Raw genomic sequence first — 24,967 nt, forward strand, 5'->3', positions numbered from 1 at the left:
AGCTGTTCTTCGAGTCCGTCCAGCTCCGCACGCCGCGCGGCGATCCGCTCCAGCAATTCGGGATCCATCATGGGCCGGAGCGTAGGAGCGGCACCGGCGACGACGGACGGGAATCCACAAACCCACTCCCGCCAGACGATCTACACCCCAGACTGCCGCCCACGACCAGTACGCGCACCCCGAACCGGTGTCACACCAGCACCCTGACCAGCTACTTCAAGATGGCGCAGCTTCAGTCATTGTGACCGTGCGCTGTAGGGTTGGCTGCCTTGCAGTGAGATCCGTGCTCAGCCACGGGAGAAGCCCCGCAGACATCCCGACGGGTCAAGGGGTCGGCGAGGCCTTCGTGAGTGCCATCCAGTCTCGGACCGTCTCCTGGTGCGAACCGCTGGCAGTGCTTGCGGCCACTGCTTCAGCGTCCTCGACGGAGCACGGCTTCCCTGCCCGGGTGAGCAGGACGAGTGGCCACGCAGGGCCCGCACCGGCCGGCTCTCCATCGAAGGCAGTCCAGTCCCAGGGGCCGTCGAACCGCCATGCCCGGCCGATGATGTCGGCTACTTCGTCGCCCACTTGGAGAGATGCGTACGGACGCATCAGCAGCTCGAAAGTGAAGGGGGTCCCGTCGCCGGGGTGGATGCCGTACCCCGAGCCATCGAGGTGGCTCCCGTCCGGGAATTCGCGATAGGACAGGCCTCGGCGCAGCACGGTCACGGTCTGGGTGGGATGCGGCAGCCAGGCAGTCTCCAGCGGGGGATCGTGGCGGTCGACGGCCGTTACGTGCACCACCGTGGGCGGCACGCCGACCCGGCAGACGTCTCCGGCCTTCAGCTGTTCGGGCTGAGGGTCCGTTTGGAACAGTTCGGCCTCCACCTCAGGCGCGACGTACTCGCTGCCGCCCACGCCTAGGGCAACGATCCCGTTCCAGTGCGCGAACTCGTTGTCGCCGTCGATTTCCCACCACGGCCATCGCACCGCTATGTGATCCCAGGTGACACCCTGCTCGACCCTGGTAACCGTGAAGGGGCACGTGACCGACAGCACGTCACCGACCCGAAAGTCCCCCGCATCCATCATGCGGCCAGGGTAGACGGGGCCTCTCGGTGGTCCACGGGGCCACCAGCCGCAGGGCGGCGGCGGACGCGGCGGGTCTTGCCCCAGGGCTTGTAGATCGACAGTGCCGTCGCCGTGACCAGCAGCCCCAGGGCGATGCTCATGACGATCACCAGCTGCAGGCTGAGGGATTCAGGGGCCTTGCCCACCTCTGCCTGTTCTCGCAGCCAGTGCTGGAGGAAAAAGTGGCCGTTCAGCATCAGGGCGACGGTGATGACTAGCTTGGTCACGATCCACCAGTGCTTCAGCAGGCCCCACTGCGTCGCTGCCGCGAGGAGCAGGCCGGTCAGCAGGGTCGTCCAGGCGAAACCGGCGATCAGTTCGATGCCGAGGATCTCCATGACGACGCGGGTTGCGCGGACGACTCCGGCGTCGTCGGTGGTGAGGCCGACCAGCCCGAGGATGAGCTGGCCGATCTCGATTCCCACCCAGCCGACGGCCACCGTCACATGGAGGGTGAGGATCGCCTTGCGCCACCGCTGGGGCAGACGCCGGACCTTGCCGGCGGCGGGCGGTGTCCGCGGTGCTCGGGGGTGGGGTGCCGGGCGGGCTGCGGCCTCTGCGCTGCCCGCGCTTGAGACGGTCCCGGCGTGCTTCTTGCTCGCGGTCCGCGTCACGTGTCATACCTCCGGTCGTCGTCGTCCAGGCCGCCGACGGGGGCGGCGCGGTGCGTGCCATGGGCGAGTTCCCGGTTGCCGGGCCTGGTCGATCCGCGGTTCTCACGTACGCCCGGCGCTACGCCGAGTGCCAGGAACGCGCATGCGGGAGCCATCGTGACGCCCGCGCTCACCACGGCTGTGGTGGCCGGGGTGGCGAAGGTGAGGCCGGCCGCGGCCGCGGAGGTGACCAGTACGACGACGGCACCGTACGCGGCGACGGTGAGGCGTACCAGGCGTAGCCGCTGCGCCTCCGGCCGTCTGGTACGGCTCAGAAGCCAGGCCAGGGAGGGCAGCAGCAGGACGGCGTGCATGGTGACGGCATGGGCGGGGCGCAGGAAGCCCGCTGCCTGGTAAGCCTCGGCCGCGCGGCCCGCTCCCTCCAGCGTCAGTCCGTAGGCGATCATCACGGCTCCAGCCGCCATGGAGCCGGTGAGCGCCACCAGTCCGGCGCGGAGCGCGAGCCGCATGCTGGGGGCGGCTTGCGGGTGGGGGCGCAGTGCGGCGACGGTGAGTGCGACGACGACCGCGATGAGGGTGACGCCGCCGGCCGCGAGGGCGCGCGTGACGAAGGTGTCGAAAGTGGTCTCGGTGTTGAAGTGCGACGGGACACCGCGCCACGCCTGCAGGGTGATCAGACCGGTCTCCAGCAGAGACGCCGTGGTGAAGGTGCCCAAGAGGAGGGTGCGGGTGCGTGCGGCGAGCGGGAGGAGTCGGCAGATCCAGGTGACGGTCAGCACGCTGACACCGAAGGACAGCCCGAAGGTGATCGGCTTCCGCCAGGAGACGGGGCCGTCCCACGGGCCGTCTGTGAGCAGCAGGACGACCGTGTGGAAGGCGGCGGACGCGAGCAGGAGAAGGGCCGCGCCGACAGGGATCTGCCAGGCCGAGCGCGATTCCATGGGCGAGGCGGCGGTGATGATGCGTTCGTCCGCGGTCATGCGTTCGTCCCCGGTGCGCTCGGTCGCGGGCGGAACAGTGCGAACGCGGCCCACAGCAGCCATGCCGTGCCGCCGAAGCGGACGACGGGCAGCAGGTAGCCGAAGTCGATGGCGAGGAGCGTGAGGGTGGCGGCCAGTCCGGCGGCGGCGATGACCAGCCCGGTGGTGGCGCAGGCGCGCGGCAGGAGCCCGCTCCCGCGGGCCGCCAGGCAGGTGCCTGCCGCCAGGAGGGCGAAGGACACGGCGTATCCGACACCCCCGGCGAGGAAGGACAGGTCAGCCAGGGTACGGGCCAGGGCTGCGGGTGCGTCCTGCGGAAGCCGGCCGAGGGTCCAGGTGAGCGCGGCGCTGGAGGCCAGTGCGCCACTGGCCAGCAGCCCGCCGGCGAGGACTGTTGGCGCCGCGGCGGCCTGGTCCTGTCCCTGCCCCCGCCGGACCAGCCGGGCCAGGGTGGCGGCCAGGGGCACCAGGAGAACGGCGGCGACGAGCAGCAGGAAGGCGCCCAGATCGATCGCCGTTCCGTGGTCGCGTACGTACTGGCTCAGGATGTCGCGGCCGGAGGCGTCGGGCTGCGGGGTGGCGCGGTTGGTGACGACGTAGGCGGCGGTGAGAACGGCGTAGGAGAGCGAGACGGTGAGCAGCGCAACGGCGCCGCGCGGGCGCGGGGCCGCGCGGCGGAGCGAGTCCGCGTGGGACTCACGTACTGATGTGGGCATGACATCTCCTGGATCATCGGTGAGGGGATTCGGCGGGGGATCCCGGCGGGTGGCGTGGGCGTGGAACTCCGGTGCGCGACAGCCAGAATGCCGCTGCGGGGGTGCGGTGGTCGTCCCGCGGGGGAAGGCGGTGCGGCTACTCCGCGGGGAGTAGTGGCACCGAGGTGTCTCCATGACGCGGCGGTACGGTGCCGGGCTGCGAGGGTCAGGCAAGATCCGGAAGAGACTGCCTGGCGGCCGGAGTGCCCGCGGGCCGCCGCTCCCGGAATGCCCGCTCGTCGGAATCCGCCAGCCAGAACCAGACCGGCGGGAAGGCCGGCTCGATAGCCGTCAGTGCCACCTGGAACCAGTGCGGCCACCCGTGCACCGCCAGGGACGGCAACCGACCCACGCCGCCCAGCAGGAACACCGCCGCGAGCCACCGCACCGCCTTCGCCGGGACGGGGTCCTGCCGGGCCGCCCACAGCCAGGCCAGCCCGTACCCGGCGAAGATCGCGCCGAAGAACCGGCCCAGGCTGTCCAGAGTGGGGCCGGCGTCGGCCTCGCCCGGGATCGCGGCGTTGTCGCCGACCATGTGGAACAGCCCGATTGCCGTGCAGGCGAGGCCCATCACCCACGCGAACACCCGGAGTGCCTTGGCCATGACTCCACCCCCTTAGTTGACGTGTGTCTACTTAGCTTCAGCGTAGCCCCCTTAAGTAGACGCGTGTCAAGTAGTAATCTGAGTGCGTGCCGCCCCGCCGACGCCTGACGCCTGCCGACCGCCGTGCCCAGCTGCTCGCTGTCGGCGCCCGGATCTTCTCCGCCACCCCATACGACGACGTGTTGATGGAGGACGTCGCCCGCCAGGCCGACGTGTCCCGGGCCCTGCTCTACCAGCACTTCCCGAGCAAGCACGCCCTCTTCGCGGCGGTCTACCAGCAGGCGACCGACCGGCTGCTGGAGGCGACCACGTTCGACCCCAGTGCGACCCTCGTCGAGCAGCTCACCCAGGGCCTGGACGCCCACCTCGACTACTTCATCGCCAGCCGCCACGCCGTCCTGGCCGCGAACAGGGTGCTGGCGGGCGACCCTGTCATCCAGACGATCATGACGGACGAACTCGACTCGCTGCGCTCACGCCTGCTCGGTGTTCTCCCGCTCGCCGACGAACGCACGCGCGCCGCCGTCTCCGCGGCACTGAAGGCCTGGCTCGTGTTCGTCCAGGTGCTGTGTGTGGACTGGCTCACGCGCGAGACGTGCACCCGCACCGAGCTGCGGGACACCTGCATCGGTGCGGCGGTCGGCGCCTTGCGCCCCTTGCTGTCCAAGGACCCCGCCCCGAACTGGGCGCCCGCCCCACCCGCCTGAACCGGCCCAACGGGCAAGATCGGTGGGTCAAGTACTCCACGACGACGAGGGGGCGTGGAAGCGGCATGCCACCTCGGCGCGCCAGGCTGTGTTGCCTCTGTGGGTGGCGGTGAAGCGTTCGGCCTCGGCTGATTTTGCTCCGACGCACGATGTTGCATGGGACGCAACCGTGGCCTCGGGTGCGATGCCGTCGATGCGCCGGATATCGCACTGAAGCGCACCGATCCTCGGCGATACGGTGATCAGCGGCTGTTGACTCGACGTATCAGGGGAGTGCGCTTGAGCGACATGAAAGTCACCGCGGGCGGGCCTGAGGAGGTGGAGGACTTCGTGGCGATGCTCCACGACTACGACTCCTGGTTGGTCCTGCACCGGCACCCGCACCTGTACGAGACGCTGGAGTTGGAAGACCCCCCGCTGATCGTCAAGCAGGTACTGGGCCACGCGCGGGCCGGACGGACAAGGATCTGCCGGGACCTGCTGAACCGCGTCAAGGGTGCTTCGGTGCTGACCGACGAGGTCCCGGGGTTCGCTCCGCCGGTGAAGGACCCTGAGCTCTACCTGCAATTCCTGGTGACCAGGATGTGGCGTCGGCAGCTCAGCATGGCGGCCCTGGTCGATGATGCCCGGGCCGAGGCCGCCCGGCGTGGCGCGCGGCTGCTTCGAACGCACTGTTGGGCCGGCGAGGACGGCCGCTTGGTGCGCGAGTACGAGGAGTTGGGGTTCACGGCGACGCTGGAGTTCGAGGTGCTGCGGTCGGACGGTGCGATCTGGCCGGGCCAGGTGCTGCAGACGCGGGCGTGACCGGTCAGAAGTCGGTCCGCAACGCATCCAGGGCTGGTTCGAAGGACCAGTAGTGTGTCGGTAGGCCCCCTCGTTCTTTGTCCGCTCGCGCTTCACCGCCACCTGGGTCAGACAGGGTGGCTACGGCTGGACGACGGAGCGGCGCCGCCGGTACGCCCACGACGTCGGTTCGGACGTCACCCTCGTCGGTGTCTCTGCCCGTTCGAACCGGCAGAAGAGTCTGTTCGGCGTGGCAGCACCTGCGGTGGCCGGCCTGCGCGGCACGGCGTGCCATGGACGAAGGCGAAGGAGCTCAGTCCGGAGTGATGCCGGTGAGGACGGCGAGCACCGCGAGACGGATGCGGTTGTCGCGGCCCGTCTTCGCCATGAGGCTGGCCACGTGCGTCTTGACCGTGGTGACCCCGAGGTGCAGCCGGTCGGCGATCTCCTTGTTGGACAGGCCCACGCCGAGCAGTCCGAGCACCTCCCGTTCCCGTGGGGTGATGGCCGGGACCGGGGCGTCCGTCGGCGTGTCCGAGGAGGAGCGTGTGTGCAGCGCCTGGAGCACCAGGCGGTCGAGTACGTCCCGGCTGAAGGGGGCCTGACCGTCGGCGGCCCGGCGTACGGCCTCCAGGAGTTCGGCCGGCGGGGTGTCCTTGACGAGGAATCCGCAGGCTCCGGCCGCGAGCGCCGGGTACAGGTGGTCGTCGTCGTCGAACGTGGTGAGGGCGACGACCCGGGTGGCGGGGCGCGCGGTCAGAATGCGGCGGGTGGCCGTGATGCCGTCCATGCCCGGCATCCGCAGGTCCATGAGGACGACGTCGGGAGCGAGGCGTTCGGCCAGTCGCACGGCCTCCGAGCCGTTGTCCGCCTCGCCCAGTATTTCGATGTCCAGTGCCTGTTCGAAGAGCATGCGCAGTCCCATGCGGACGAGCTGCTGGTCGTCGACGACGAGCATACGGATCACGGCTGGGGCTCCATGTCGGTTCGAAGGAGGGGCAGTTCGGCCGCGAGTCGCCAGCCCCGGGCTGCGGGGCCCGCGTCCATCCGGCCGCCGAGCAGGTCCACGCGTTCACGCATGCCGATCAAGCCGTGCCCGGAAGGACCGGTGTCCGGCGCCGGGGCCGAGGCCGGGGCCGGGGCCGGAGTCCGGGCCTTTCCGGCCCCGTCGTCGTGGATCGTCACGTGGACGACGCTGTCGACCACCCGAACGGCCAGCTCGGCCCGTGCGCCGGGCCCGCCGTGCTTGGCCGCGTTGGCCAGGCCCTCCTGGGCCAGCCGGAGGACGGCGAGGCCACGTACCGCGTCGAGCCCTGCGACACCGGGATCCACGGAAGCGCTCACGGCCAGGCCGGTCTGTCGGCTGTGTTCCACCACCGACTCCAAAGCCGCCGGCAGCGCCCCGGGCGCGACCAGGCAACCAGTGTCGGGTGCTGTCTGGTCCGGGGCACGAAGTACGGCCACCAGGCGCCGCAGATCCGCCAGGGCCGCGCCGGCACTGGCGTGCAGGTCGTCGAGGACTTCGGTGATCCGCGGGTCGGTGGTCGTGGCGGTGGTGCCGGTCGCGGCGGTGACGTGCCGGGCGACACCGACGCGCAGCACCATGGAGGAGACGTGGTGGGCGACGAGGTCGTGCAACTCGCGCGCGATGGTGGTGCGCTCCGCCACGCGGGCGGCCAGCAGCCGTTGCTCGGCGCGGAGTTCCTGCTGCGTCGCGTACTCCCGCGCGCGCAGTGCGGCGTCGCGGGTCACGCGTACGTACGCGCCCATGAGCAGCGGTGTGCCCGCGACGATGCCCATCTTGTAGAGCACCGGGAGGAAACCGCCCGGCAGCTCCTCGAAGCGGTTCACGGCGACGGTGAGCGCCAGTACGCTCGCCCCGGCCATGAGGAGGCGCCCGGACTGCTGCACCGCCAACTCGAACAGGGTGACGGCGGCCAGCACCTTCAACGAGGCGACGGTGTCGGATCCCAGCGCGTGTGCGACGACGAGAAGGCACGACTGCGCCAGCAGCGCGCCGAACACCCACCTTCCCGCGACCAGGCACAGCACCAGGCCGGCTGCGGCCAGACCCCAGTCCCGCGCCCCGGACGGCCGTTGAAGCAGCAGGGAGTAGCCGACCAGCACGCCGGCGAACGCCAGGATCCGTAAGGCGGCGAATCTTCTGTCGAACGCAAGCTCGATCCAAGGTCGGTTCACACCCCTCACGATAGGTGCCCGGCGGTCCGCCCGGGTCCTGCCGTGGGAGGAGCCCGCCTCCTCCCACCGGCCGCGATGTCAGTCCAGTGGAGGGAGTCGAGGACCGCTGCGGGCTGCGAGCGTGATCGCCATGGATACGAACGCAAACCCGAACCCGAACCCGACCCCGAACCCGAGCAGCGACACCGACGCCGACGCGCGGTCCGCGGTCCTGGGCCGACGCACCCTCTTCGGCGGTGCCGCCGCTCTCGGCCTCAGCACCGCGGCCTTCGGCGGTACCGCCCACGCGGCCGGCGCCCCATCGAGGTCCCGCACCCAAGCCGGCCGCTTCCAGGGGAAGTCGGTGCTCGTCACGGGTGCCACGTCCGGCATCGGCAGGGCCGCGGCGAAGGCGTTCGCCGCGGAGGGAGCCCACGTCGGATTCTGCGGCCGACGGGCCGAACTGGGGCGCCAGGTCGAACGGGAGATCCGGGACGCGGGCGGCGAAGCGACGTACGTCCAGGCCGACGTACGGGTGGACGCCCAGGTCCGCGCGTTCGTGGACCGGGTCGCGAGCCGCTACGGCGGTATCGACGTGGCCTTCAACAATGCCGGGATCGGCGGCGGCAAACTGCCCCACGAAATGAGCGTCGAGGAGTGGGACGACGTCCAGGCCACCAACGCCCGGGGAGTGTTCCTCGCGATCAAGTACGAGATTCCGCACATGCTGCGCGCTCAGCGCGGCGTCATCATCTGCACCTCCTCGTCGGCGGCCGAACAGGCGCGGCCGAACGGCGCCGCGTACACCGCGAGCAAGCGGGCGGTGCAGGGCCTGGTGAAATCCGCGGCGCTCGCGTACGGACCCAAGGGCATCAGGATCAACGCCGTGCTGCCCGGCACCACCGACACCCCCTTCGTGCGCCCGCCGGGAATCCCGGACGCGGATTGGCTGAAGTACAAGCAGGCCTGGGGTCCGCTCAACGTCGACGGTCTCGAACGGATGGCCGACGCCGAGGAGATCGCGCGCGCGGTGCTCGGCCTCGCGTCCGACGACTTCCCTTACATGACGGGTGCCTCGATCGCCGTGGACGGCGGAAGCGGCGCAGGCCGGAGAATGATCCAGCCGAGCGGTGCCTGAGGCTCGCCGTCAGGCAGGGGCACACAGCTCACGCCCTCCGTCACCCCGCCGCACCAGCGCCACAGAGGTGGTCCACATGCTCATCCGATACGTCAAGGGGCTTGCCCTGCTGTCCACCGGTGCCCTCGCGGGGGCGTTCGGCTACGGCGCGGCCAATCTCGTCCCCACGTTCGACGCCGTCCCGCTCCAGATGAGGCTGTCCTTCCACGCCAGGCTGATGGAGATGAACGGCATCACCATGCAGGGCGCGATGGCGCTGTCCGCACTCAGCGCCGCGACGCTCGCCGTGATGACCCGCGGCACCCCGCGATGGCTGGCCGGCGGGGCGGGGCTGCTGGTACTGGCGTCTTTCCTGATAACCCGGCTCGGCAACGTTCCCATCAACGGCCGGATCAAGGAGTGGGCCGTCACCTCGGCGCCCCCCGACCACGCCGAGATCCTGGATCGCTGGGAGGCCTTCAACAACGCCCGCACCGGTGCCGCGTTCGCCGCCTTCGTGCTGCTGATCCTTCTGGTCCTGCGCCGGCCCGGCGTCGAGAGCGACCCGGAGGACACGCTCTGACGGGAGGCGCACCCGCCTCGGGGCACGGTGAAGGACTGGTGGCCAGGGCTGAGATCACCCAACAGTCGATCAGACGGGGCCCGGGGGAGCGGACCCCGGGCCCTCCTCTCCCCGCGCGGCGATCAGTGGCCCGAGCAGCTGCGTGTTCGTCTACGACACGGTGAACCGCACCCCCGTGTCCCGCCTCATCTACCTGGGCGCCTTCCAGGCCTTCCCGGCCACCCGCATCATGCCCCGCGGCCGCTACGCCGCACACCGGCTGCGCCGCCCGGCAGAGCTCGCCGAGGCACTCGGCCGAGTGGGGCTGTCCCCGCAGGACGTCACGTCGTTCAAGCCGCGCGACGTACGCAGCCTGGTGCGCGCGACGCGCGGACGCCGGCGTGGCACGCTGACCGATGAACAGCTGCCGGAGCTGGTCGACATGGTGCTCGAACCCGAGGGCAGCCCCGTGGGGACGTACCTGGGGCACGCCGTCCACCGGGCATGAGACGCCTTCCCGCCTCGGCCGGCCATCCCGAGCGCACCCCATGGCGTCGCGGAGGCCGGGGATGGGCACCGTCGGGTTCCAAGGGTCGCCGGGTTCGGGGACGTCGCGCTCTTGGATCACAGGCCGAGGTGATGGCGTCTACGAGCCAGAGTCGGGTCCGGGTGTCACGTGTAAAGCCCCCCACCCGGACGCGCTCACCGCGCCGGTCCGTGACCGCCGCCCTACGGTCGGGGCATGAGACGTCGCCCGATGCACATGTCTGACGAGGCCCTGGACACCCTGCACCCTGCGCTGGTGGAACTTCGGACGGAGCTGAAGGTCCCGCTTGCCTTCCCCAAGCGCGTACTGAAAGCGGCAGACCAGGCCGTGACCGATGCGCGCCTGCCCGAGAAGGACGCCAGGCACCTGCCGTTCTTCACGATCGACCCGCCGACCTCGAAGGACCTCGACCAGGCCATGCACCTGGAGCGGCGGCCCGGCGGCGGCTATCGCGTGTACTACGCGATCGCGGACGTGGCGACCTTCGTCAGGCCCGGCAGCCCGCTGGACGCCGAGGCGCACGACCGGATCGAGTCGCTGTACTTCCCCGACCTCAAGGTGCCCCTGCACCCGCCCGTCCTCTCCGAGGGCGCGGCAAGCCTGCTGCCGAACAAGGACCGCCCCGCCCTGCTGTGGCAGCACGACCTCGACGCCTACGGCAACGTGACCGACTCGTCCGTGAGCCGGGCCATGGTCCGCAGCCGGGCCCAGCTCGACTACGCGGGCGCCCAGCAGGCCATCGAGAACGGCACGGCGGAGGAGTCCCTCGCCCTGCTGCGCGAGATCGGCAAGCTGCGGGAAGCCGTCGAGATCGCGCGCGGCGGCATCTCGGTGAACCTGCCGGACCAGGAGGTCACCCTCGAAGACGGATCGTTCCGGCTGAGCTACGTGGCGACGCTCCCGGTGGAGGGCTGGAACGAGCAGCTCTCCCTCATGACCGGCATGTCCGCGGCCCAGATCATGCTCGACACCGGTACCGGGATCCTGCGGACCCAGAAGGAGCAGGCCGACCAGAACGTGGTCAAGCGCCTGCACGACATCGCCAAGGCCCTGGGAATCGTCTGGCGGCCCGGTATCTCGTACGCCACGCTGGTCCGCAAGCTCGATCCCGACCGGCAGACCCACATGGCCTTCCTCAGCGAGGCCACCAGCACGATGCTCAAATCGGAGTACACCGTCTTCCGCGACAACCAGAAGCCGGCGCACACGATGCACGCGGCGATCGCGGCCCCGTACACCCATTGCACGGCTCCGCTGCGGCGCCTGGTCGACCGGTACACGGGTGAGCTGTGCGTGGCGGCGTGCGCGGACAAGGCCCCACCGAACTGGGTGCTCGACGCCCTGTACTGCATCCCGTGCGACATGGCACGGGGGAAGAGCGGCCTGGCGGACCGGCAGACCGTGGACCTGGCCGAGGCCGCGGTGCTCAAGGACCGCGAGGGCGAGGAGTTCGAGGTCGCGGTCATCGACACCGACGCGGAGCGGGGCAAGCCGCGCGAGGGCAAGGTGTTCCTGGCCGACCCCGCCGTGCTGGCCAAGGTCGAGTCGACCAACGGCCTGGACCTCCAGCTCGGATCCAGCATCAGGGCCACGCTCAAACGGGCGAACCCCTCCGCGGACGGGGACAAGGTCCTCTTCACCGTGCCCTAGCGACCACCTGAGTCAGAGATTCATCGTTTGTCGGCCATGAGCCGTCCGGGCCCGAAGACTGCGCCGTTGTCGGTCAATGAATCCCAACGGACAGTGCTGGAGGGCTGGTTACGTCGCCGTACGACGGCTCAGGCTCAGGCTGGAGTGCGCCGAAGGTCACTCGATCACGGAGGCGTCCCGCCGGCTGCGGATTGCGCCGGACACGGCCCGTACCCGGCGGCGTCGCTTCATCGAGCGGGGACTGGGCGGGTTGTGCGACGAGCCGCGGCCCGGTATCCCGAGGAAGATCACAGATGCTGACGTTGAGCGGGTCATCGTCCAGACGCTCGAGGAGACACCGAAGAACGCGACCCACTGGTCAACCAGGTCGACCCCCGGCTCATGTGGCATCTGTTCCCGTCCCAGGAACAGATGCCACAGCGTGGCTGGACCGAGACCTTCGACGAGCGGATCAGGCCCGAACGGGCACGGCTGGCGGTGTACTTCGCCGCAGCCGGACACCGTGCGCAGCGCTATCCGGACCTGGAAGACGGGGACGCCTTCGAACGTCGCGCCGCCTGGATGAAGAAGCAGGTATGGGTCGAGTACAACAGCCAGCCGATCCGCTGTTGACTTCCGCCTGAGGAGATGGAGGTCGGTGCAGGGATCAGGGCTGCCGCCGCGCGGACCCTAGCAGTCCGGGACCGGGCGCACGGAGCAACGCCGCCCTTCTCCGTGCTGCCGTGGCGGACGAGACTGCTCGGGGGTGCACGAGCAGTCTCATCCCGTGCGCTTCACCCTTGGAGGAGGCGTCGCCTTCTGGCCTCTTCGCCGGGGTCGGTCTCGCTCGAGGTGCTGGTCGGCACGGGAGGGGTGGCGCCAGGGGCCGGCCGGAGACGGACCTGGTACGCCTCTGCGGAGTCGAGGACCGAGGCGTCGGGGTTCTCCCGGCGGCCGCGGGCCTTGACCTCAACCTCGTACCAGCCGGGACCGGAGGCCGACAGGATGGGCAGGTCTAACCCGGGGCCCTCGACGACCGATTCGATACGCAGGCTTCCAGTGGGCGACCAGATCAGTGCTCTGGCTTCCTCCTCCCACTCTCCCGGCGAGCTCACCGGGTCGCCCGTCTCCATCCTCACGTGGACGTTTCCACTGTTGATGCCGGTTCGCACCATGGCTCCCGCGGCCATCGGAGCGATCAGCCCTCCGGACCGGTCCGCGGTTTCGGCGGGGACTTCACCGTTGTCGAAGATCCCGAAGATGCCCTCGTTGATGAAGAGTTTGGACTCGTGGCGCGTCATCACCGCTCCTGTTCCGTACGGCGCTGCCGCCGCGACGAGGCGAGGCAACCACCGGCTCGGCCGGTGCTCAACGGTGACGTACTGCCGGCAAGCCCGCGGTCGGGCGGCCGGAGCTACTGGACCACCACACAACCAGCGCTGCGGGCAGTACGCCACGGCACTGACCAGCACACCTTCGGAGAACGGTAGCCCCTCATCCACCTCGCCTCCGCACACGTTCACGGGTAGCGCCTCGGTTCCCCAGGGCGCTCGAAGTAGAACCCGCGTGGCCTCGGGGGTTCCGCGGCACCGTCGCACAGGCACGGCTGCCCCTCGCCCTCGACCAGACCGCTGCCGTCGAGAAGGCGTTTGCCGTCGAAGCGCCGGCCCACAGAGCCGAACAGGTGCGTCCCGCGGCCGAGCCGAATCAGGCCCGCAACGACCTGCCGCGGCGGGACGGGCAATCCGCCCGACACAAGGGAGACGAGCAGGAAGAGGTTCCTCTTCTCCCGTGCACTCGGGCCGGTCCACAGAGCGACGATCACAGCGGCATCGTCAGGCTCTGGGATGCATCCGCGGACGTAGTAAGGCCTCGCAATGGGAGTGCCGGTGTAGTGCCAGAGAGCGGCGGCGACGGCGCTCTGGGCGCGGGAGAGGCAGCCCTCGGTACAGGCCAGTTGACCGATGACGGGCATTTCTGCACTCCTCGGCAGTAGGCCGTGATGACTCCGACCTTCCCCTTTTGCACCGGCGCTTCGTACCGGTCGTCATCGGTGGTCTTGGCGTAGCGGACCTTGACCACGAAATCGACCTGGCGGCCGTTCTTGATCACAAAGCCCCAGTATTCAACGGTTCGGCTGCTGGTCGGAGAGATTGTCGGGCTTACCGTTCAGCGCGGCGTTGATGAGCCTGCAACTGGTGATGACGTGCGGCCGGGAGAAGTGCTGCCATCCGAGCTCGTCGTTCCCCGTCCGCGTAGGGATGTGACGGTTGTCCCAATCCGTCTGAACGTACCTCTCCGGGGTGTCCACCATTTGCGCGGAGCATCGGCCGGAGCGGCACCCAGGAGGGCTACGAAAATGATCATCTGGCGGGTTCGTGGGACCAGGAGCGCGGCCAGGGGTCGGCCTCGACGCAGAACCGCCGGCTCGCTGGATACGGAGAGCGAGCCGGTCGGCGGTGGCCCGGCTATCGATGTACTCGTCTCTGATCGTGCGGAGGCCGTGAGTTCGAGCTCCGACCAGGTAGACGGTCGGCTTGGTGACGCCCCGAGGCCGCCTCGCGGGTCTGAGCCCGGTGCTGCGGCTGACGAACCTGGCGAAGAGTCGTGTCCTACCGGCTCGAGGCGCGGCCAACCGCCTCCGCTACGTCCTACTCCTCCGGCTCCCAAGCCCGCAGCAGGTCGAGCAGCCCTGCGTCTCCGTCAACGTGCAAGGAGTCAGCGGGGATACGGTCGTACAAGTAGAGGACCAACTCACTGGCCGTGCCATGTACGGAGGCGCCGGCCGCGTCCGAGTCCTCGCCGGTCGCGGCAGTGGGCGCGGGGATGCGGGTGGAGCGTGCGCCGTCGCCGTCGACCGCGAGGCGCCAGGAGCGGCCCTCGGCGGTGTGGAAGTCGAAGGCCGTGGGCTTGTGCGGCCATGCGCTGGGCGTCGCGACGCAGGTGAACAGGAACTCCTCGACACCGTCGAGTGCGACCTCGGCCGGCAGCGGCTGCGGGGCGCCCGCGGCGAGCCGGGCGTCGTAGGTGTGCACCGCGCTCTCCTGGACCCGGTGCCGGGCGACTCCGCCAGAGGTCCGCGGCGTCTGCAGGCCACTCCACCACGCCCAGCAGCCGGCGTCCGGTCCTGCCTCGCGCAGGGCGCTCAGCAGAAGCTGCGTCGACGCGGCCAGCCAGGCCAGCAAGGCCTCACGCTCCCGCGGCACTTCCAGAGCGGCGCGCGCAGCGGCGGCCTCGGCCGGGGGAGCGTCGGCAGGCCCCGCGCCGACGATGGCGGCCCAGTAACGGTCTCCCCCACCCAGGTGCTTCACCAGATCGAACAGCGTCCACCCGGGGCAGGTCGGCACCTGTGCGTCGAGACTGGGCGCGGCGCCGACCGCGGTGCGGAAGGCGGTCGACCGTTCATCGATCAGTCGCAGCAGGTCAGGGAACTCAAGATTCTTTTCCACGCCGGATATCTATCACCGTGCTCCGGTGATCGGACAGCGATTTTCACAGTCGCCGCCGGTTGGCCGTTGCGGACGTCGTCCTCGCCTCCCACCGCTCGGGTGACGTGCTGCGCGCTGCTGCGAGGACGCTGGTGGTGGCGGTACGCCCGGCGTCGTGCCTGTCGGTGCTCTGGCCTCGCCGCGCGGCCGGGCACGTCGGCGACATGACGCCCACCCGGTGCACGCCCGCCGGACCATGGCCGAGCAGGTGCCATACCTGACCACGCCGTACCGTCGCCGCACCCACGCAGTGGGCCGGATGGTGCAGGCGATCGGGCTGGTCGTCGGCGGGCGGGCCAGCGCCCGGCTTGCCGACTACCTTCCGGTCCGGGCGAGCTGGGACGTGATCCTGCGGGAAGTCCGGAAGGTCCCGGACCCGCCATCCGGCCAGGTCACGGCCCCGGAGATCGACGAGTTCGAGTTCCGCAGGGGTACCACCTACGGCACCGTGCTCATCGACGTCGAGACACGGCGGCCGATCGACCTGCTGCCGACCGCACCACGGACACGGTCGCTGCCTGGCTCGCCGAACACCCCGGAATCAAGGTGATCTGCCGGGACCGGTGCAGCACCTTCAGCCAGGCCGCCGCCCGCACGGCACCCTATGCGATCGAAGTCGCCGACAGGGGGTATTTGCTGCACTCACTGGCCCGTGCAGTCGAACGAACCGCCCACCAACACCGGGCCTGCCTGCGCAAAGGCGCCGAGACCGACGATCCGGACCAGCCCCCGGACACGTCGGACCCACTGGCGCCGGCGGCGCTGATCGGACCACCGGAACTGAACGACCCACCGGATAGCCGGCTCCTCGCCCGCGTCCGCCAGTGGCACACCGACATCCACCAACTACGCGAACGCGGCTGGACCATCAGCGCGATCGCCGACTTCTCGGGCGGGACCGCAAGACCGTCCGCCACTACCTGACCACCGACCTCGACCAGATCCTCGCATCCGCACGCGAACGCCGCCCCAATGGCCACATCAACCGTCTCAAGCCCACACCGCCTTGACCACGGCGTGGCCTGCCGAGGCCGCCCGCCCGTACAACCCTTGGAGGTCCCTGTGATGGCCGAGGAGTTCCTCCCTGGACCAGCCGAGGGTACGGAACCTGGCGCCGACGGCGTTCCACAGCTCGTCGAAGGAAACAGTCGCGAGGAAATGTGCGGCCTGTGACACCCCGGGCGGCTCCAGAAGCATGAGCGGGGGATCGGAGGGGTCGGCGTCCGCGCTGTGTGGCACGGGGCGGCCGCCGTAGATCGGTAGTGTCCAGGGCTCGTCGGCGTCTGTATCAAGGGTATCGGCTGCGGCGTAGAGGTCGTTGACAGAGTCCCAGCCCTTGTTGATCGAGCAGGCGATACCCGCTGTGTACTCGCCGGTGTGGTCCTCCCAAGCCTCGGACATGAACGCAGCGAGCCAGGTGTGGTCGTCACGGATCTCGGACTGCGCCACGGCACGAAAGTGCAGGTAGATGCTCACTATGACGAGTCCCTCAGCTCGGCGGCCCATCTGTCGGGCCGAACGGACAGAACCTACGTGAGGGCACTGACAGCCGTGTGCCGGTCGATGTGGCCTCGCCCCAGCTGACGGAACGGTCGCGTCACCCCCTTAGGGAGCCGGTAGGGGGTGCTTGAGCTTCACCTCTGAGGGAGCACGGGTGCGTCACCGATGGCTGTCGGCAGGAGCAGCGGCACGGTACGTGAACAACTGGACCTCTCGGTGGGCGCTACCGCGCGGGGTGCGCGGCTGGGGGTGGAGCGGAAGACCCGGGCCGGGGGAGCGGAGCTGCCGCGGTAACGCCTGTCGGCCCGTCACCCACGGCCAGTGTGTCGGTCGCGCGGGCTGTCGAGGTGTCGATGACCGTCAGGCTGTCCGAGTCGAAGTTGCTGACGTAGGCCCGGGAGCCGTCCGGGCTGACGGCGAGGCCGTTGGGGCCGTCCTCCGAGGCGATGGTTTCCGTGACGGCACCGCGTCGGGTGCTGATCACGGACACGTTGTCGGATCCGATGTTCGCGACGTACACCTGGCGGCCGTCCGGTCGTACCCCGATCCCCGCAGGCTGGTCTCCGACCGGAATGCGGTCCGATTCCGTGCCGCCGCGGACGTCGACCACCGACACATCGTCCGAGGTCAGGTTGGAGACGTACAGGTGCCGGCCGTCGGGAGCGAGCACCAGGGCGGTCGGTCCGCTGCCGACGGGGATGCTGCCGGTGACCGTGCCGGTGGCGGTTCGGACCACTGAGACGGTGCCGGATGCGGCGTTGGCGACGTACAGCGTGCATCCGTCGGGTGTCAGCGTCAGGCCCAGCGGTGCGTCGCCCACCGCGATGGTGTCCGTCACGGCACGGGTGCGGGTGCTGATCACCGACACCTCGTCCGATGCGACGTTGGCGACGTAGACGTTCCGGTTGTCCGGGGAGACCGTCACTCTGCTCGGCTCGTCCCCGACCACGACGGTGTCGATGACCTTCCTGGTGCGGACGTCGATCACGGATACGGTGTCCGCCGCGGAATTGGTGACGTAGAGACGGGAACCATCGGGGCTGACGGCCACGCTGTCCGGTCCGTCACCGACGGCAACGCTGTCCACGACCGTGCCTGTGCCGGTGTCGACGACCGACACCGTGTCGGAGTGGAGGTTGGCGACATAAACGAGGACATCGGGGCGCTGGGGCGGCCCGGCTGCCGCCGTCCCGGCAGTTGCGCCGGCCGGGTTTCCCGGTCCCATGAGCGCTACTGTCATACAAAGCACCACGGTTGCCCGCCGGCCCATGCCCTGATTCCACGTCATGGGGCCAAGCTAGACCTCGGGAGCGGGAGGCGACGTGAGGCTCGCAATCAAGCTGGACTGACCGCTGAGATCGCCACTGCCTGCGCCGGCCGCGCGGCTCGCGGCGCAACAAGGAGATCCGGCACGCCCTCGCTTTGTGGCGACGGGGGACCGAGGAGCAGCATGCCGCTGTACGTCTTGAGTTCCATCCGGGCAACGGGGGTCCAGGCGCGATACCTGGCCCGCATGGACAACTCCGATGCTCAGCGGCCGGCGCCCGGCGGCCGGCGGCCGGCGCCCGGCGCCTCCGTCCGAACCCGTCCGAGCCGACATCCCCAGCCCCGGCAAGATCACAAGCTGGAACAAAGTGGCCCCTGACCTGGCCCGTTGCCGTGGTGTCGGTCGGCTCGTTGGGCTGAGGCCGCGTAGCGGCCTGCATGGACCCTTCAGGAGAGGGTCGACGAGCTCGTCGACCGTGTCGGTCCGAGCGGTCACCCCGAGCTCGTGTACAGGCTCTCCGAGGTCAGTTGGCGTCTTCTATCGCCCTTACGGGCCCTTGCTGATCCAAACCTGGCTCCCGAATCTCGCTGGCAGAGGTCTGGAACAGCCGCCAGACCTTGCTATCGGACCCAGTCGACCCCGAGCTCGGCGAGGGCTTCGAGCTGCGCCCGGTCCAGCCGGTTGCGGCGTTGGCTCTGGTTGGCGAGCCACACCCCGGTGCGGTGCTCGGTTCCGTCCGGGAGGTGCTCGATGTGGGCCCTGCCGGGAGCGCCGCCGCCCTCCCACTCGATTTCGATGTACTGCGTGAGGGCCTGGACGCCCTTGTGGAAGGCCTCCGCGCAGCGGCCGGACGTGGAGGTCGGGGGAGTCCTCGCGGGGGCCTTGCGGGCCCGCGCGAGCGCCGCGGTGACGCAGAGTGCGGCGTCAACTTTGATTCCCTCAGTTCAGCGACGAGTCGGTCTACCATTAACCCACGCGCCCCTATTCTGGTCTGTGAATGGGGGGCTCAGAGTTCTCGCGTACCGCGTGCCGAGAATTATCTCAAGCTGCAGGCAGCGCGAATAGGGAGGATTGACGCCCATGTCCAAAATTTGCGGAAGCTATTCTGGGCAATTCAGTGGAGTGCGTAACCGTCTCGCATTCTACCTGGAAAACGGCGAAGACATTTACTTGCGCGTACGGCGCGGGCTCTGGCGGCCGAGGCCGGGCAGGCGGTGAGTGAGCCGGTGATGCACGAGGTGGAGCAGATCCTGCATGCGGTGCTCGCCGACACGGAGGTTGCCGGGTAATGGGTAGCCGGCCGCCTCGTGAAGGCGGCGGATGTGGTGCGGGGGTTTGCCGGCCTCGAATGAAACCGGCATACCGCCTTGGGTAGTCGGTACGACGACGCCCGGTCCCACGGCAAGGCCCTGCACCTGTCGTCCTGGGCGGCCGCGGACCCAGTGCTGTGACCGCACAGGTACGTTGCCGGGTAGCCCGTTGATCTCGCTCAGGGGCACGTGCTGTTGTCTGCTTCAGGGCATGCGATGTCCACTGGCGGGTGGCCGAGGGCCCGCCACTCCGGCTGGAGCATGGCGTACACGAGGTTGTCTTGCCATTCGCCCTTGGAGAACTGCGTTCCGATGAAACGGGCCTCCAGGCGCATGCCGAGGCGTTCGAGGAGCCGGGCGGAGGCGGCGTTGTTCGCGCGGCAGCGGCCGACCACCCGGTGCAGTCCCAGTGTGTCGAATGCCAGGCTCAGGACGGCGACCGCGGTTTCGGTGGCGTACCCCTTGCCCTGGTGGGCGGGGTGGAAGACGTAGCCGATTTCGCCTTGGCGGTGTTCCGTACTGAGCAGGACCAGTTCGACCTGCCCGATGACCGTTTCCGTGCCCGGCTCGACAACGGCCAAGCTGAGACAGTCCCCGTCCCAGGCCAGTTCGGCCTCACGAGCCATCTGTTCCACCACCACCCGGACGTCCTCCAGCCCGCGTGGTTCCCACCGCATGAACCGGGCGACGTCGGGCCGACGCTGGTAGTCGTGGACGTACTCGGTGTCCTCGGGCCGGAACGGACGGAGTATCAGCCGGGCGGTGGAGATGGGGGAGCCGATGCGTAGCATCGGGTGATGCTACCTGTCGAGGGTCAGTGAATCTGCGGAGTGGGCATGGTTCTGACCTGGGGTTGTGCAGGTTGGCTGAGCGGGACAGTGGTTGTTGCGGCTCACTGGATCTGCGCAGAGTACGGGGTGTTCCAGTCGTTTGACCCGCGGGGCTTCCAGCCTCGGGGGCTGGTTTCGCAGGTTGGCTGAGCACTGCGCAGTTTCACCAGTCCTTACCGAGGGTATCCCGGCACCTCCACCGCAGGGACGACACAACACCTCGTCTCTGCCGCCGAAACACCGACCCTATGCCTGACCAGCGCAAACGCACCAGTCACTCTCGGAAGGACAGCGCTTCCAACTGGCCCGGACGGGAATCGTGTCAGAAGTCTGGTCTAGGTTTGGCCTGTGAACCACAGCAGCTCCAAGGCCGGGGCACCCCGAGAGACTGACTTGCCGCCCTACCAGGTAGTCCTAGCGGAGACTGACTGGGGTTCGCTCCAGACGGCTTTCGGGAACGGTGAGTGCCTTCCCAAAGTCCTGGCACGGTTGCTGGAGCCTGATCCCAAGGTGCAGGTCACCGCTTTGTCGGAACTGAGTGAGCTGGTCGGTCACCAGAACAGCATCTACGAAGCCACCGCCCCCGTCGCCATGTATGTCGCCGGCATCCTCGCCCACCCGGCGGCCATGACCCTCCGGCCGTATCGCAACGTCCCTATCCGCGCGACATTGTTGAACTGGTTGGTTTCCACGGCCTACGACGCCTCCGACGAGATTGTCGACCGCACCGAGCGATACTTCCCTGGCTTCCTCACCCGCGACACCACGCTGGCGGCATTTCGGGACCTGCGCCCGATGCTTTATCGAGCCGTCGCGCCCTTCCTGCAGGACAGTCACGAGGACGTGCGCGAAGCCGCCGGCCTCGCAGCGCTCATCCTCGCCGAACACCCCGCACTTGCCCGCCGCCGCGATCACCTCGCCGTGCACGCGCGCCGCATCCTAGACACCAGCAGCGACGACCCTAACCGGCGCGTTGCCTGGAAGGCCCTCGAAGCATGGGGCCACGACATCACTGACATTGAAACTCTTCAGCAGGAGCCGTGGGACTGCTGCGGGCCACACAGCGATGGCCGCGGCGATCTCGAACCTCCCTTCTGACTGATAGGCGAACGGCCCACCGGCCCAAGGATGTGCGGCCAGCGGATGTTGGTCGGCCATTACCCGGCCGGCTTGTCCAGCGTGGTCGCGTGCCGTGCCGCGGCCAGGGTCCCGTGCTGCTCGTGGTAGGCCCGCGTGGCGGCGCGGTTCTCCGCGAAGCGTTCCGGGGCGCTGGCCCATTCGTGGTCCCGAAGGGCCGCTTCTTCTCAGGCAGGGGCCGGGCTGGACCTCCGATGGCGAGCGGGTGGTCGGGATGGCAGCCTGGAAATGACGTCGAAGCGAAAGAGACTGGTCGCCTCACCCAAGCGCTCGAAACCACTGTTCGTGGTCGCGGGAGGTGTACCTCGTGAAATGCACTGCTTCACGGACCCGGAGGCTCATCGGTCCGGCAGTTGCCGCCATCCTGGCGGCGACGCTGGTACCCGCTGCCTCCTCCCAGGACGCAGCTGCTCAGCCCGGGGATGTTGTGGGCTTGATCAACGCGCAGCGCACGCAGCGCGGGCTGCCGGCGCTAACCGTCAACTCCGCCCTGAACACCGCGGCCCAGCAGCACGCCGCTGCGGCCGTGCAACTGAAGTGGTGGGGGCCGGGCCAGGACTCGCACACCAACCCACAGACGGGCTCGACACCGCAGAGCCGCATCATGGGGGCCGGCTACTGCCCCAACCCCCGGTCGTGGCAGGTCGCTGAGATCACGTACACCGGCTGGGGCACCTCGGGCACGCCGAGCGCCGCCGTCAGATGGTGGATGAACAGCCCCGGCCACCGCGCGAACATCCTCAACGGGACGCTGCGCGAAATCGGCAGCGCGGCGTTGGCCGGCGCCGCAGACCGGGCCGGAGCCGGCGCGAGCGGCGCCGCGACCTACGTGGTGACGTTTGGGCGGTGCCAGCAATGACGCCTGCTCCCACGGCAGTCCTCCTCCGGCTCCTTTCCGAACGTTGCAACGCCTCCTGCTCAGCGCCGACCACACCACGAACCTCAACTCCTGCCAGTGCACCAGCCGCTTGACCTGCTGTGTCTCTCGCCCCGGGGGAGGCTGCGAGCATTACGCCGACGAATCCGGCATTCACAGCGGCCGGACCGGAACGCAGCTTCTGTGGCCGCCTGTTCATGGCGTCTGCGCCGCAATTGCATGGCGCGGGCCGCTGAGCCTGTTTCTGATGATGCGTTGCCATCCGTACGCTGTACGCGTGACCACTGAACCCCCGGACGCCGCCACTCCGTTACGCAACTCTGCTGTGGGCCGGAGTGGTTGGCTTACGCGAACCGCCTGGGGCGCTCTCGCGTTACTGCTGGCCGCGTTCGCCGGCTTCGAAAGTCAGAAGTACGGCACGCTGACCACGGCCGCTGCGCTGGCGTCCTTCGTGCTACCGGACCTGGCGCGGCTCGCCGGCATCCGTGGGCCCGGCATGCTCTACCAGGCCGTGAACCGTGGGTGGACCCCACTCGTGGTGCTGGTCGGCTACACCGTTGGGCCGATCGTGTGGCCACCGCTCTTTACGGCCGGCCTCGGCTGGCTCACCCGCATCGCCTTCGACCGGACGCGCGGGCTCGGGCCCACCTCGCCCTGATCGAACTTCCAGGTGGTTCCTGGCCGCGACCTTTCATAAGGAGCTTCGCCGTTTCGCAGAGCGTCCAACTTGCCCAGTGAGCACTTAAGGGCCGGTGCAGCCCGCGCCGATAGATGGCGTGTGCGGGTGAGGCCCGGCGCCCGGTGCCCGTTCCCGGGGGGAGTACCCCCTTGGTTGCCCCAAGCGCGCAGTCGGCCTTGTTTGATGACGGGAGGTCAGAAGCGGCTGTGTACGTTCCCGTGCCGAGCTGGCGCCGACCGGGGTGGCGGGGCCAGCTCGGCACGGGCGCCTCGGCGGGCTCGGCTAAGGGAAGCAGATCACATCGTGTATGCAGGACTGGTTTCGGCAGTTGGTCTGCGGTTCATGAGGCGGATGATTGCCTCGAAGCGGTGCGGGCAGGCCTCGTAGTCGAGGTGCTGGCGTGCGCGCTCGAGCGTCACCGGCTGCTCGCACTGTTTGCCCTGGGTACGAACATGGGCATCTGCGCGGTCGTGGCGATCGGTGAGCACGGCGAGCTCGAAGCCGCCGACGTCGGAGGCCGGGTCCAGGCGGAGCGGGACGTCCTCGGTCGGCTCGCCGAAGAGACGGCGACCAGCGCCGATCAGGACCCGTTCCCGTAGGACCAGCCAGCGACCCACGAGACCCGAAGCGTTTTCCCCCGGGGCGGAGCCCCGGCACCGGGGGCAGGCCGGCGCACGTCCTAGGGTGGCCTCATGGATCTTCAGGGCGAACTGATCACGCATCCGTATTCCGCTTATGAACGGCTGAGGGAGACCGCGCCGGTGTCCCGCATCGCGGGTACCGACGGCAGCCCGGCGTGGCTCGTCACGCGGTACGACGACGTCCGCCAGGCCCTTGCCGACCCCCGTCTGTCTCTGGACAAAACCAACGCGACCGAGGGGAACTACCGGGGCCTCTCCCTGCCCCCGGCCCTCGACGCCAACCTCCTCAACATGGACGCCCCGGACCACACCCGCATCCGCCGACTCGTCGGCCGCGCCTTCACCCCGCGCCGGATCGAGCAACTGCGCGCACCCATCCGGGCAACGGCGGACCGCCTGCTCGACGCACTCGGCCCGGCCGGCAGTGTGGACATGGTGGCCGCGTACGCAGCTCCGCTGCCGATCATCGTCATCTGCGACCTCCTGGGCATCCCCGAGGACCGCCGCCTGGACTTCCGTACTTGGACCGACGCGCTCGTCGTACCCGACCCGAGCCGGCCTCGGGCCGCGAAGGAAGCACTGGTCGCGATGCTGGGCTTCTTGACCGAGCTCATGGCGCACAAGCGGAGCCACCCGGGCGACGACCTGCTGTCCGACTTGATCGCAGTCCGGGACGGCGACGGGGACCGCCTGAGCGAGGACGAGCTGATGTCTCTCGCCTTCCTCATCCTCTTCGCCGGTTACGAGAACACCGTCCAGCTCATCGGCAACGCGATCCACAGCCTTCTCCAGCACCCGGACCAACTGGCCCTGCTCCGCAAGGATCCTTCGAGACTCTCGGGCGCCGTGGAGGAATTCGCACGGTACGAAGGGCCCGCCCTCCTCGCCATCAGGCGCTTCCCCATCGAAGACGTCACCATCGCGGGGGTCGCCATCCCGGCGGGGGAGACCGTCCTGCTCTCGCTGTCCGCGGCCAACCGTGATCCGGCGCGCTTCGACCGGCCCGGCGTCCTCGACCTAGACCGGGACACCGCCGGGCACCTCGCGCTCGGGCACGGCATTCACTACTGCCTCGGAGCTCCCCTGGCCCGCGCGGAAACCGAGATCGCCCTGGGTGCCCTCCTGGAGCGCTACCAAACCCTCGAACCCGTAGAACCCGCCCCCACCTGGCGCCGGTCACTGCGTGCCCGTGGCCTGACCTCGCTCCCGGTCCGCTACCACGCCGAGTGAGGCTCATGATGCCCATCAGTTGGGGGCAGTACCGCCGGGCCGCCTCCGCAGGGGCGGGGCCCCGCAGGGTGCGTCAGGCGGGGTCTTCGGGTGAAAGGGAGTCATGGAGAACGACGAGCGCCGAATAGTGACGGTCAACGCGCTGTCCGACCTCGAGTCCTAGATCCGCGAGCAGGCCGCAACTTACAGCGGTGTGCACGATGCCGTCCTCGGCGTCATCGTCTGGGCACGGGTGTACTCGACTGCGTCAGACCGGGCACACGATCGGACCCCAGATCGGATTGGTCCGCATCGGATCACTCATGCAGCCAGTTTCGCCCCACGCGCCTGCCAGCCCGCAGCTCACGCCCGTGTAGCTCAGTTCGCGGAGCTGAACAGGAACGCAAGTCCCATGATCAGCCCACCGTATGCCAGGACCG

29 protein-coding genes and 1 pseudogene are annotated in these 24,967 nt (G+C 69.2%); 16 read left to right on the forward strand and 14 right to left on the reverse strand.

The window, feature by feature from the left end; translation table 11 throughout:
* On the forward strand, positions 1-245 hold a 245-nt coding region (locus tag AB0O21_RS38525), incomplete at its 5' end, for a hypothetical protein (RefSeq protein WP_365180031.1).
* A gap of 79 nt (positions 246-324) precedes the next feature.
* Here AB0O21_RS38525 and AB0O21_RS38530 read toward each other — a convergent pair.
* The 5 genes from AB0O21_RS38530 to AB0O21_RS38550 form a co-directional block, all read right to left on the reverse strand.
* Complete coding sequence (locus AB0O21_RS38530; RefSeq protein WP_365180034.1) at positions 325-1,074, reverse strand: hypothetical protein; 750 nt, start codon at positions 1,072-1,074, stop codon at positions 325-327.
* Positions 1,071-1,727 carry a hypothetical protein gene (locus tag AB0O21_RS38535; protein WP_365180037.1) on the reverse strand — a complete coding sequence of 219 codons (657 nt, stop codon included), beginning with the start codon at positions 1,725-1,727 and terminating at the stop codon, positions 1,071-1,073. The genes AB0O21_RS38530 and AB0O21_RS38535 overlap by 4 nt, the downstream gene beginning before the upstream one ends.
* Complete coding sequence (locus tag AB0O21_RS38540) at positions 1,724-2,707, reverse strand: hypothetical protein (protein ID WP_365180040.1); 984 nt, start codon at positions 2,705-2,707, stop codon at positions 1,724-1,726. The genes AB0O21_RS38535 and AB0O21_RS38540 overlap by 4 nt, the downstream gene beginning before the upstream one ends.
* Positions 2,704-3,423 (reverse strand): DUF4386 domain-containing protein, encoded by a 720-nt coding sequence (locus AB0O21_RS38545; protein ID WP_365180043.1) that lies wholly within the window; start codon positions 3,421-3,423, stop codon positions 2,704-2,706. The genes AB0O21_RS38540 and AB0O21_RS38545 overlap by 4 nt, the downstream gene beginning before the upstream one ends.
* Positions 3,424-3,628: 205 nt before the next feature.
* Positions 3,629-4,066: a DUF4345 domain-containing protein gene (locus AB0O21_RS38550; RefSeq protein WP_365180046.1), complete on the reverse strand. Its 438-nt coding sequence runs from the start codon at positions 4,064-4,066 to the stop codon at positions 3,629-3,631.
* 86 nt (positions 4,067-4,152) lie between these two features.
* Between AB0O21_RS38550 and AB0O21_RS38555 the strand changes: the two genes are divergently transcribed.
* Both AB0O21_RS38555 and AB0O21_RS38560 read left to right on the forward strand, forming a co-directional pair.
* Positions 4,153-4,773 (forward strand): TetR/AcrR family transcriptional regulator, encoded by a 621-nt coding sequence (locus AB0O21_RS38555; protein WP_365180049.1) that lies wholly within the window; start codon positions 4,153-4,155, stop codon positions 4,771-4,773.
* A gap of 288 nt (positions 4,774-5,061) precedes the next feature.
* Positions 5,062-5,577 carry a GNAT family N-acetyltransferase gene (locus tag AB0O21_RS38560; protein WP_365180112.1) on the forward strand — a complete coding sequence of 172 codons (516 nt, stop codon included), beginning with the start codon at positions 5,062-5,064 and terminating at the stop codon, positions 5,575-5,577.
* 292 nt (positions 5,578-5,869) lie between these two features.
* On the opposite strand, the gene AB0O21_RS38565 is transcribed toward AB0O21_RS38560, so the two are convergent.
* The gene (locus AB0O21_RS38565) at positions 5,870-6,523 is read right to left on the reverse strand and encodes a response regulator transcription factor (protein WP_365180052.1); all 654 of its coding nucleotides are present in this window, start codon (positions 6,521-6,523) and stop codon (positions 5,870-5,872) included.
* Positions 6,520-7,755, reverse strand: coding sequence for a histidine kinase (locus AB0O21_RS38570; RefSeq protein WP_365180055.1), 1,236 nt, complete (start codon positions 7,753-7,755; stop codon positions 6,520-6,522). Before AB0O21_RS38570 ends, AB0O21_RS38565 begins: the two co-directional genes overlap by 4 nt.
* A gap of 130 nt (positions 7,756-7,885) precedes the next feature.
* Between AB0O21_RS38570 and AB0O21_RS38575 the strand changes: the two genes are divergently transcribed.
* The 6 genes and pseudogenes from AB0O21_RS38575 to AB0O21_RS38600 all read left to right on the forward strand — a co-directional run bounded on the left by AB0O21_RS38575 (position 7,886) and on the right by AB0O21_RS38600 (position 12,222).
* Positions 7,886-8,872, forward strand: coding sequence for an SDR family NAD(P)-dependent oxidoreductase (locus tag AB0O21_RS38575; protein WP_365180058.1), 987 nt, complete (start codon positions 7,886-7,888; stop codon positions 8,870-8,872).
* Positions 8,873-8,948: 76 nt separating this feature from the next.
* Positions 8,949-9,434 carry a DUF1772 domain-containing protein gene (locus tag AB0O21_RS38580; protein WP_365180061.1) on the forward strand — a complete coding sequence of 162 codons (486 nt, stop codon included), beginning with the start codon at positions 8,949-8,951 and terminating at the stop codon, positions 9,432-9,434.
* 142 nt (positions 9,435-9,576) lie between these two features.
* Entirely contained in the window at positions 9,577-9,921 is a 345-nt protein-coding gene (locus AB0O21_RS38585; RefSeq protein WP_365180064.1) for a hypothetical protein, read from the forward strand.
* 234 nt (positions 9,922-10,155) lie between these two features.
* Positions 10,156-11,610, forward strand: a complete 1,455-nt coding sequence (locus AB0O21_RS38590) for an RNB domain-containing ribonuclease (protein WP_365180067.1) — start codon at positions 10,156-10,158, stop codon at positions 11,608-11,610.
* A 76-nt stretch (positions 11,611-11,686) separates the two neighbouring features.
* Positions 11,687-11,917, forward strand: a pseudogene (locus AB0O21_RS38595) (helix-turn-helix domain-containing protein); the annotation flags it as partial.
* Between the two features lie 104 nt (positions 11,918-12,021).
* Positions 12,022-12,222 carry a hypothetical protein gene (locus AB0O21_RS38600; RefSeq protein ID WP_365180115.1) on the forward strand — a complete coding sequence of 67 codons (201 nt, stop codon included), beginning with the start codon at positions 12,022-12,024 and terminating at the stop codon, positions 12,220-12,222.
* 161 nt (positions 12,223-12,383) lie between these two features.
* Here the strand turns inward: AB0O21_RS38600 and AB0O21_RS38605 are convergent, their stop codons facing one another.
* The 3 genes from AB0O21_RS38605 to AB0O21_RS38615 form a co-directional block, all read right to left on the reverse strand.
* Positions 12,384-12,890 carry a hypothetical protein gene (locus AB0O21_RS38605; protein ID WP_365180070.1) on the reverse strand — a complete coding sequence of 169 codons (507 nt, stop codon included), beginning with the start codon at positions 12,888-12,890 and terminating at the stop codon, positions 12,384-12,386.
* A 218-nt stretch (positions 12,891-13,108) separates the two neighbouring features.
* Positions 13,109-13,564: a hypothetical protein gene (locus AB0O21_RS38610; RefSeq protein ID WP_365180073.1), complete on the reverse strand. Its 456-nt coding sequence runs from the start codon at positions 13,562-13,564 to the stop codon at positions 13,109-13,111.
* Positions 13,565-14,240: 676 nt separating this feature from the next.
* Entirely contained in the window at positions 14,241-15,038 is a 798-nt protein-coding gene (locus tag AB0O21_RS38615) for a maleylpyruvate isomerase N-terminal domain-containing protein (protein ID WP_365180076.1), read from the reverse strand.
* A 154-nt stretch (positions 15,039-15,192) separates the two neighbouring features.
* Here AB0O21_RS38615 and AB0O21_RS38620 point away from each other — a divergent pair, with 154 nt between their 5' ends.
* Together AB0O21_RS38620 and AB0O21_RS38625 are read left to right on the forward strand one after the other, a co-directional pair.
* Positions 15,193-15,627: a hypothetical protein gene (locus AB0O21_RS38620; protein ID WP_365180079.1), complete on the forward strand. Its 435-nt coding sequence runs from the start codon at positions 15,193-15,195 to the stop codon at positions 15,625-15,627.
* On the forward strand, positions 15,624-16,001 hold the full coding sequence (locus AB0O21_RS38625) for a hypothetical protein (protein ID WP_365180082.1): 378 nt from the start codon (positions 15,624-15,626) through the stop codon (positions 15,999-16,001). The genes AB0O21_RS38620 and AB0O21_RS38625 overlap by 4 nt, the downstream gene beginning before the upstream one ends.
* 66 nt (positions 16,002-16,067) lie before the next feature.
* Here the strand turns inward: AB0O21_RS38625 and AB0O21_RS38630 are convergent, their stop codons facing one another.
* The 4 genes from AB0O21_RS38630 to AB0O21_RS38645 form a co-directional block, all read right to left on the reverse strand.
* Positions 16,068-16,553 (reverse strand): DUF1877 family protein, encoded by a 486-nt coding sequence (locus tag AB0O21_RS38630; RefSeq protein ID WP_365180085.1) that lies wholly within the window; start codon positions 16,551-16,553, stop codon positions 16,068-16,070.
* A 247-nt stretch (positions 16,554-16,800) separates the two neighbouring features.
* On the reverse strand, positions 16,801-17,802 hold the full coding sequence (locus tag AB0O21_RS38635; RefSeq protein WP_365180088.1) for a beta-propeller fold lactonase family protein: 1,002 nt from the start codon (positions 17,800-17,802) through the stop codon (positions 16,801-16,803).
* 1,208 nt (positions 17,803-19,010) lie between these two features.
* The gene (locus AB0O21_RS38640) at positions 19,011-19,205 is read right to left on the reverse strand and encodes a hypothetical protein (RefSeq protein ID WP_365180091.1); all 195 of its coding nucleotides are present in this window, start codon (positions 19,203-19,205) and stop codon (positions 19,011-19,013) included.
* Positions 19,206-19,333: 128 nt separating this feature from the next.
* The gene (locus tag AB0O21_RS38645) at positions 19,334-19,945 is read right to left on the reverse strand and encodes a GNAT family protein (protein ID WP_365180094.1); all 612 of its coding nucleotides are present in this window, start codon (positions 19,943-19,945) and stop codon (positions 19,334-19,336) included.
* 528 nt (positions 19,946-20,473) lie between these two features.
* Here AB0O21_RS38645 and AB0O21_RS38650 point away from each other — a divergent pair.
* The 5 genes from AB0O21_RS38650 (at position 20,474) to AB0O21_RS38670 (ending at position 24,548) form a co-directional block, all read left to right on the forward strand.
* The gene (locus AB0O21_RS38650) at positions 20,474-21,082 is read left to right on the forward strand and encodes a hypothetical protein (RefSeq protein ID WP_365180097.1); all 609 of its coding nucleotides are present in this window, start codon (positions 20,474-20,476) and stop codon (positions 21,080-21,082) included.
* Between the two features lie 466 nt (positions 21,083-21,548).
* Complete coding sequence (locus AB0O21_RS38655) at positions 21,549-21,980, forward strand: CAP domain-containing protein (RefSeq protein WP_365180100.1); 432 nt, start codon at positions 21,549-21,551, stop codon at positions 21,978-21,980.
* Between the two features lie 295 nt (positions 21,981-22,275).
* Entirely contained in the window at positions 22,276-22,656 is a 381-nt protein-coding gene (locus AB0O21_RS38660) for a DUF4260 domain-containing protein (RefSeq protein WP_365180103.1), read from the forward strand.
* Between the two features lie 389 nt (positions 22,657-23,045).
* Entirely contained in the window at positions 23,046-23,276 is a 231-nt protein-coding gene (locus AB0O21_RS38665) for a hypothetical protein (protein WP_365180106.1), read from the forward strand.
* A 93-nt stretch (positions 23,277-23,369) separates the two neighbouring features.
* Positions 23,370-24,548: a cytochrome P450 gene (locus AB0O21_RS38670; RefSeq protein WP_365180109.1), complete on the forward strand. Its 1,179-nt coding sequence runs from the start codon at positions 23,370-23,372 to the stop codon at positions 24,546-24,548.
* Positions 24,549-24,967: the final 419 nt, after the last annotated feature.

It is taken from the genome of Streptomyces sp. NPDC091371, from assembly GCF_040684275.1.
In the GTDB taxonomy this organism is placed as follows: Bacteria; Actinomycetota; Actinomycetes; order Streptomycetales; family Streptomycetaceae; genus Streptomyces.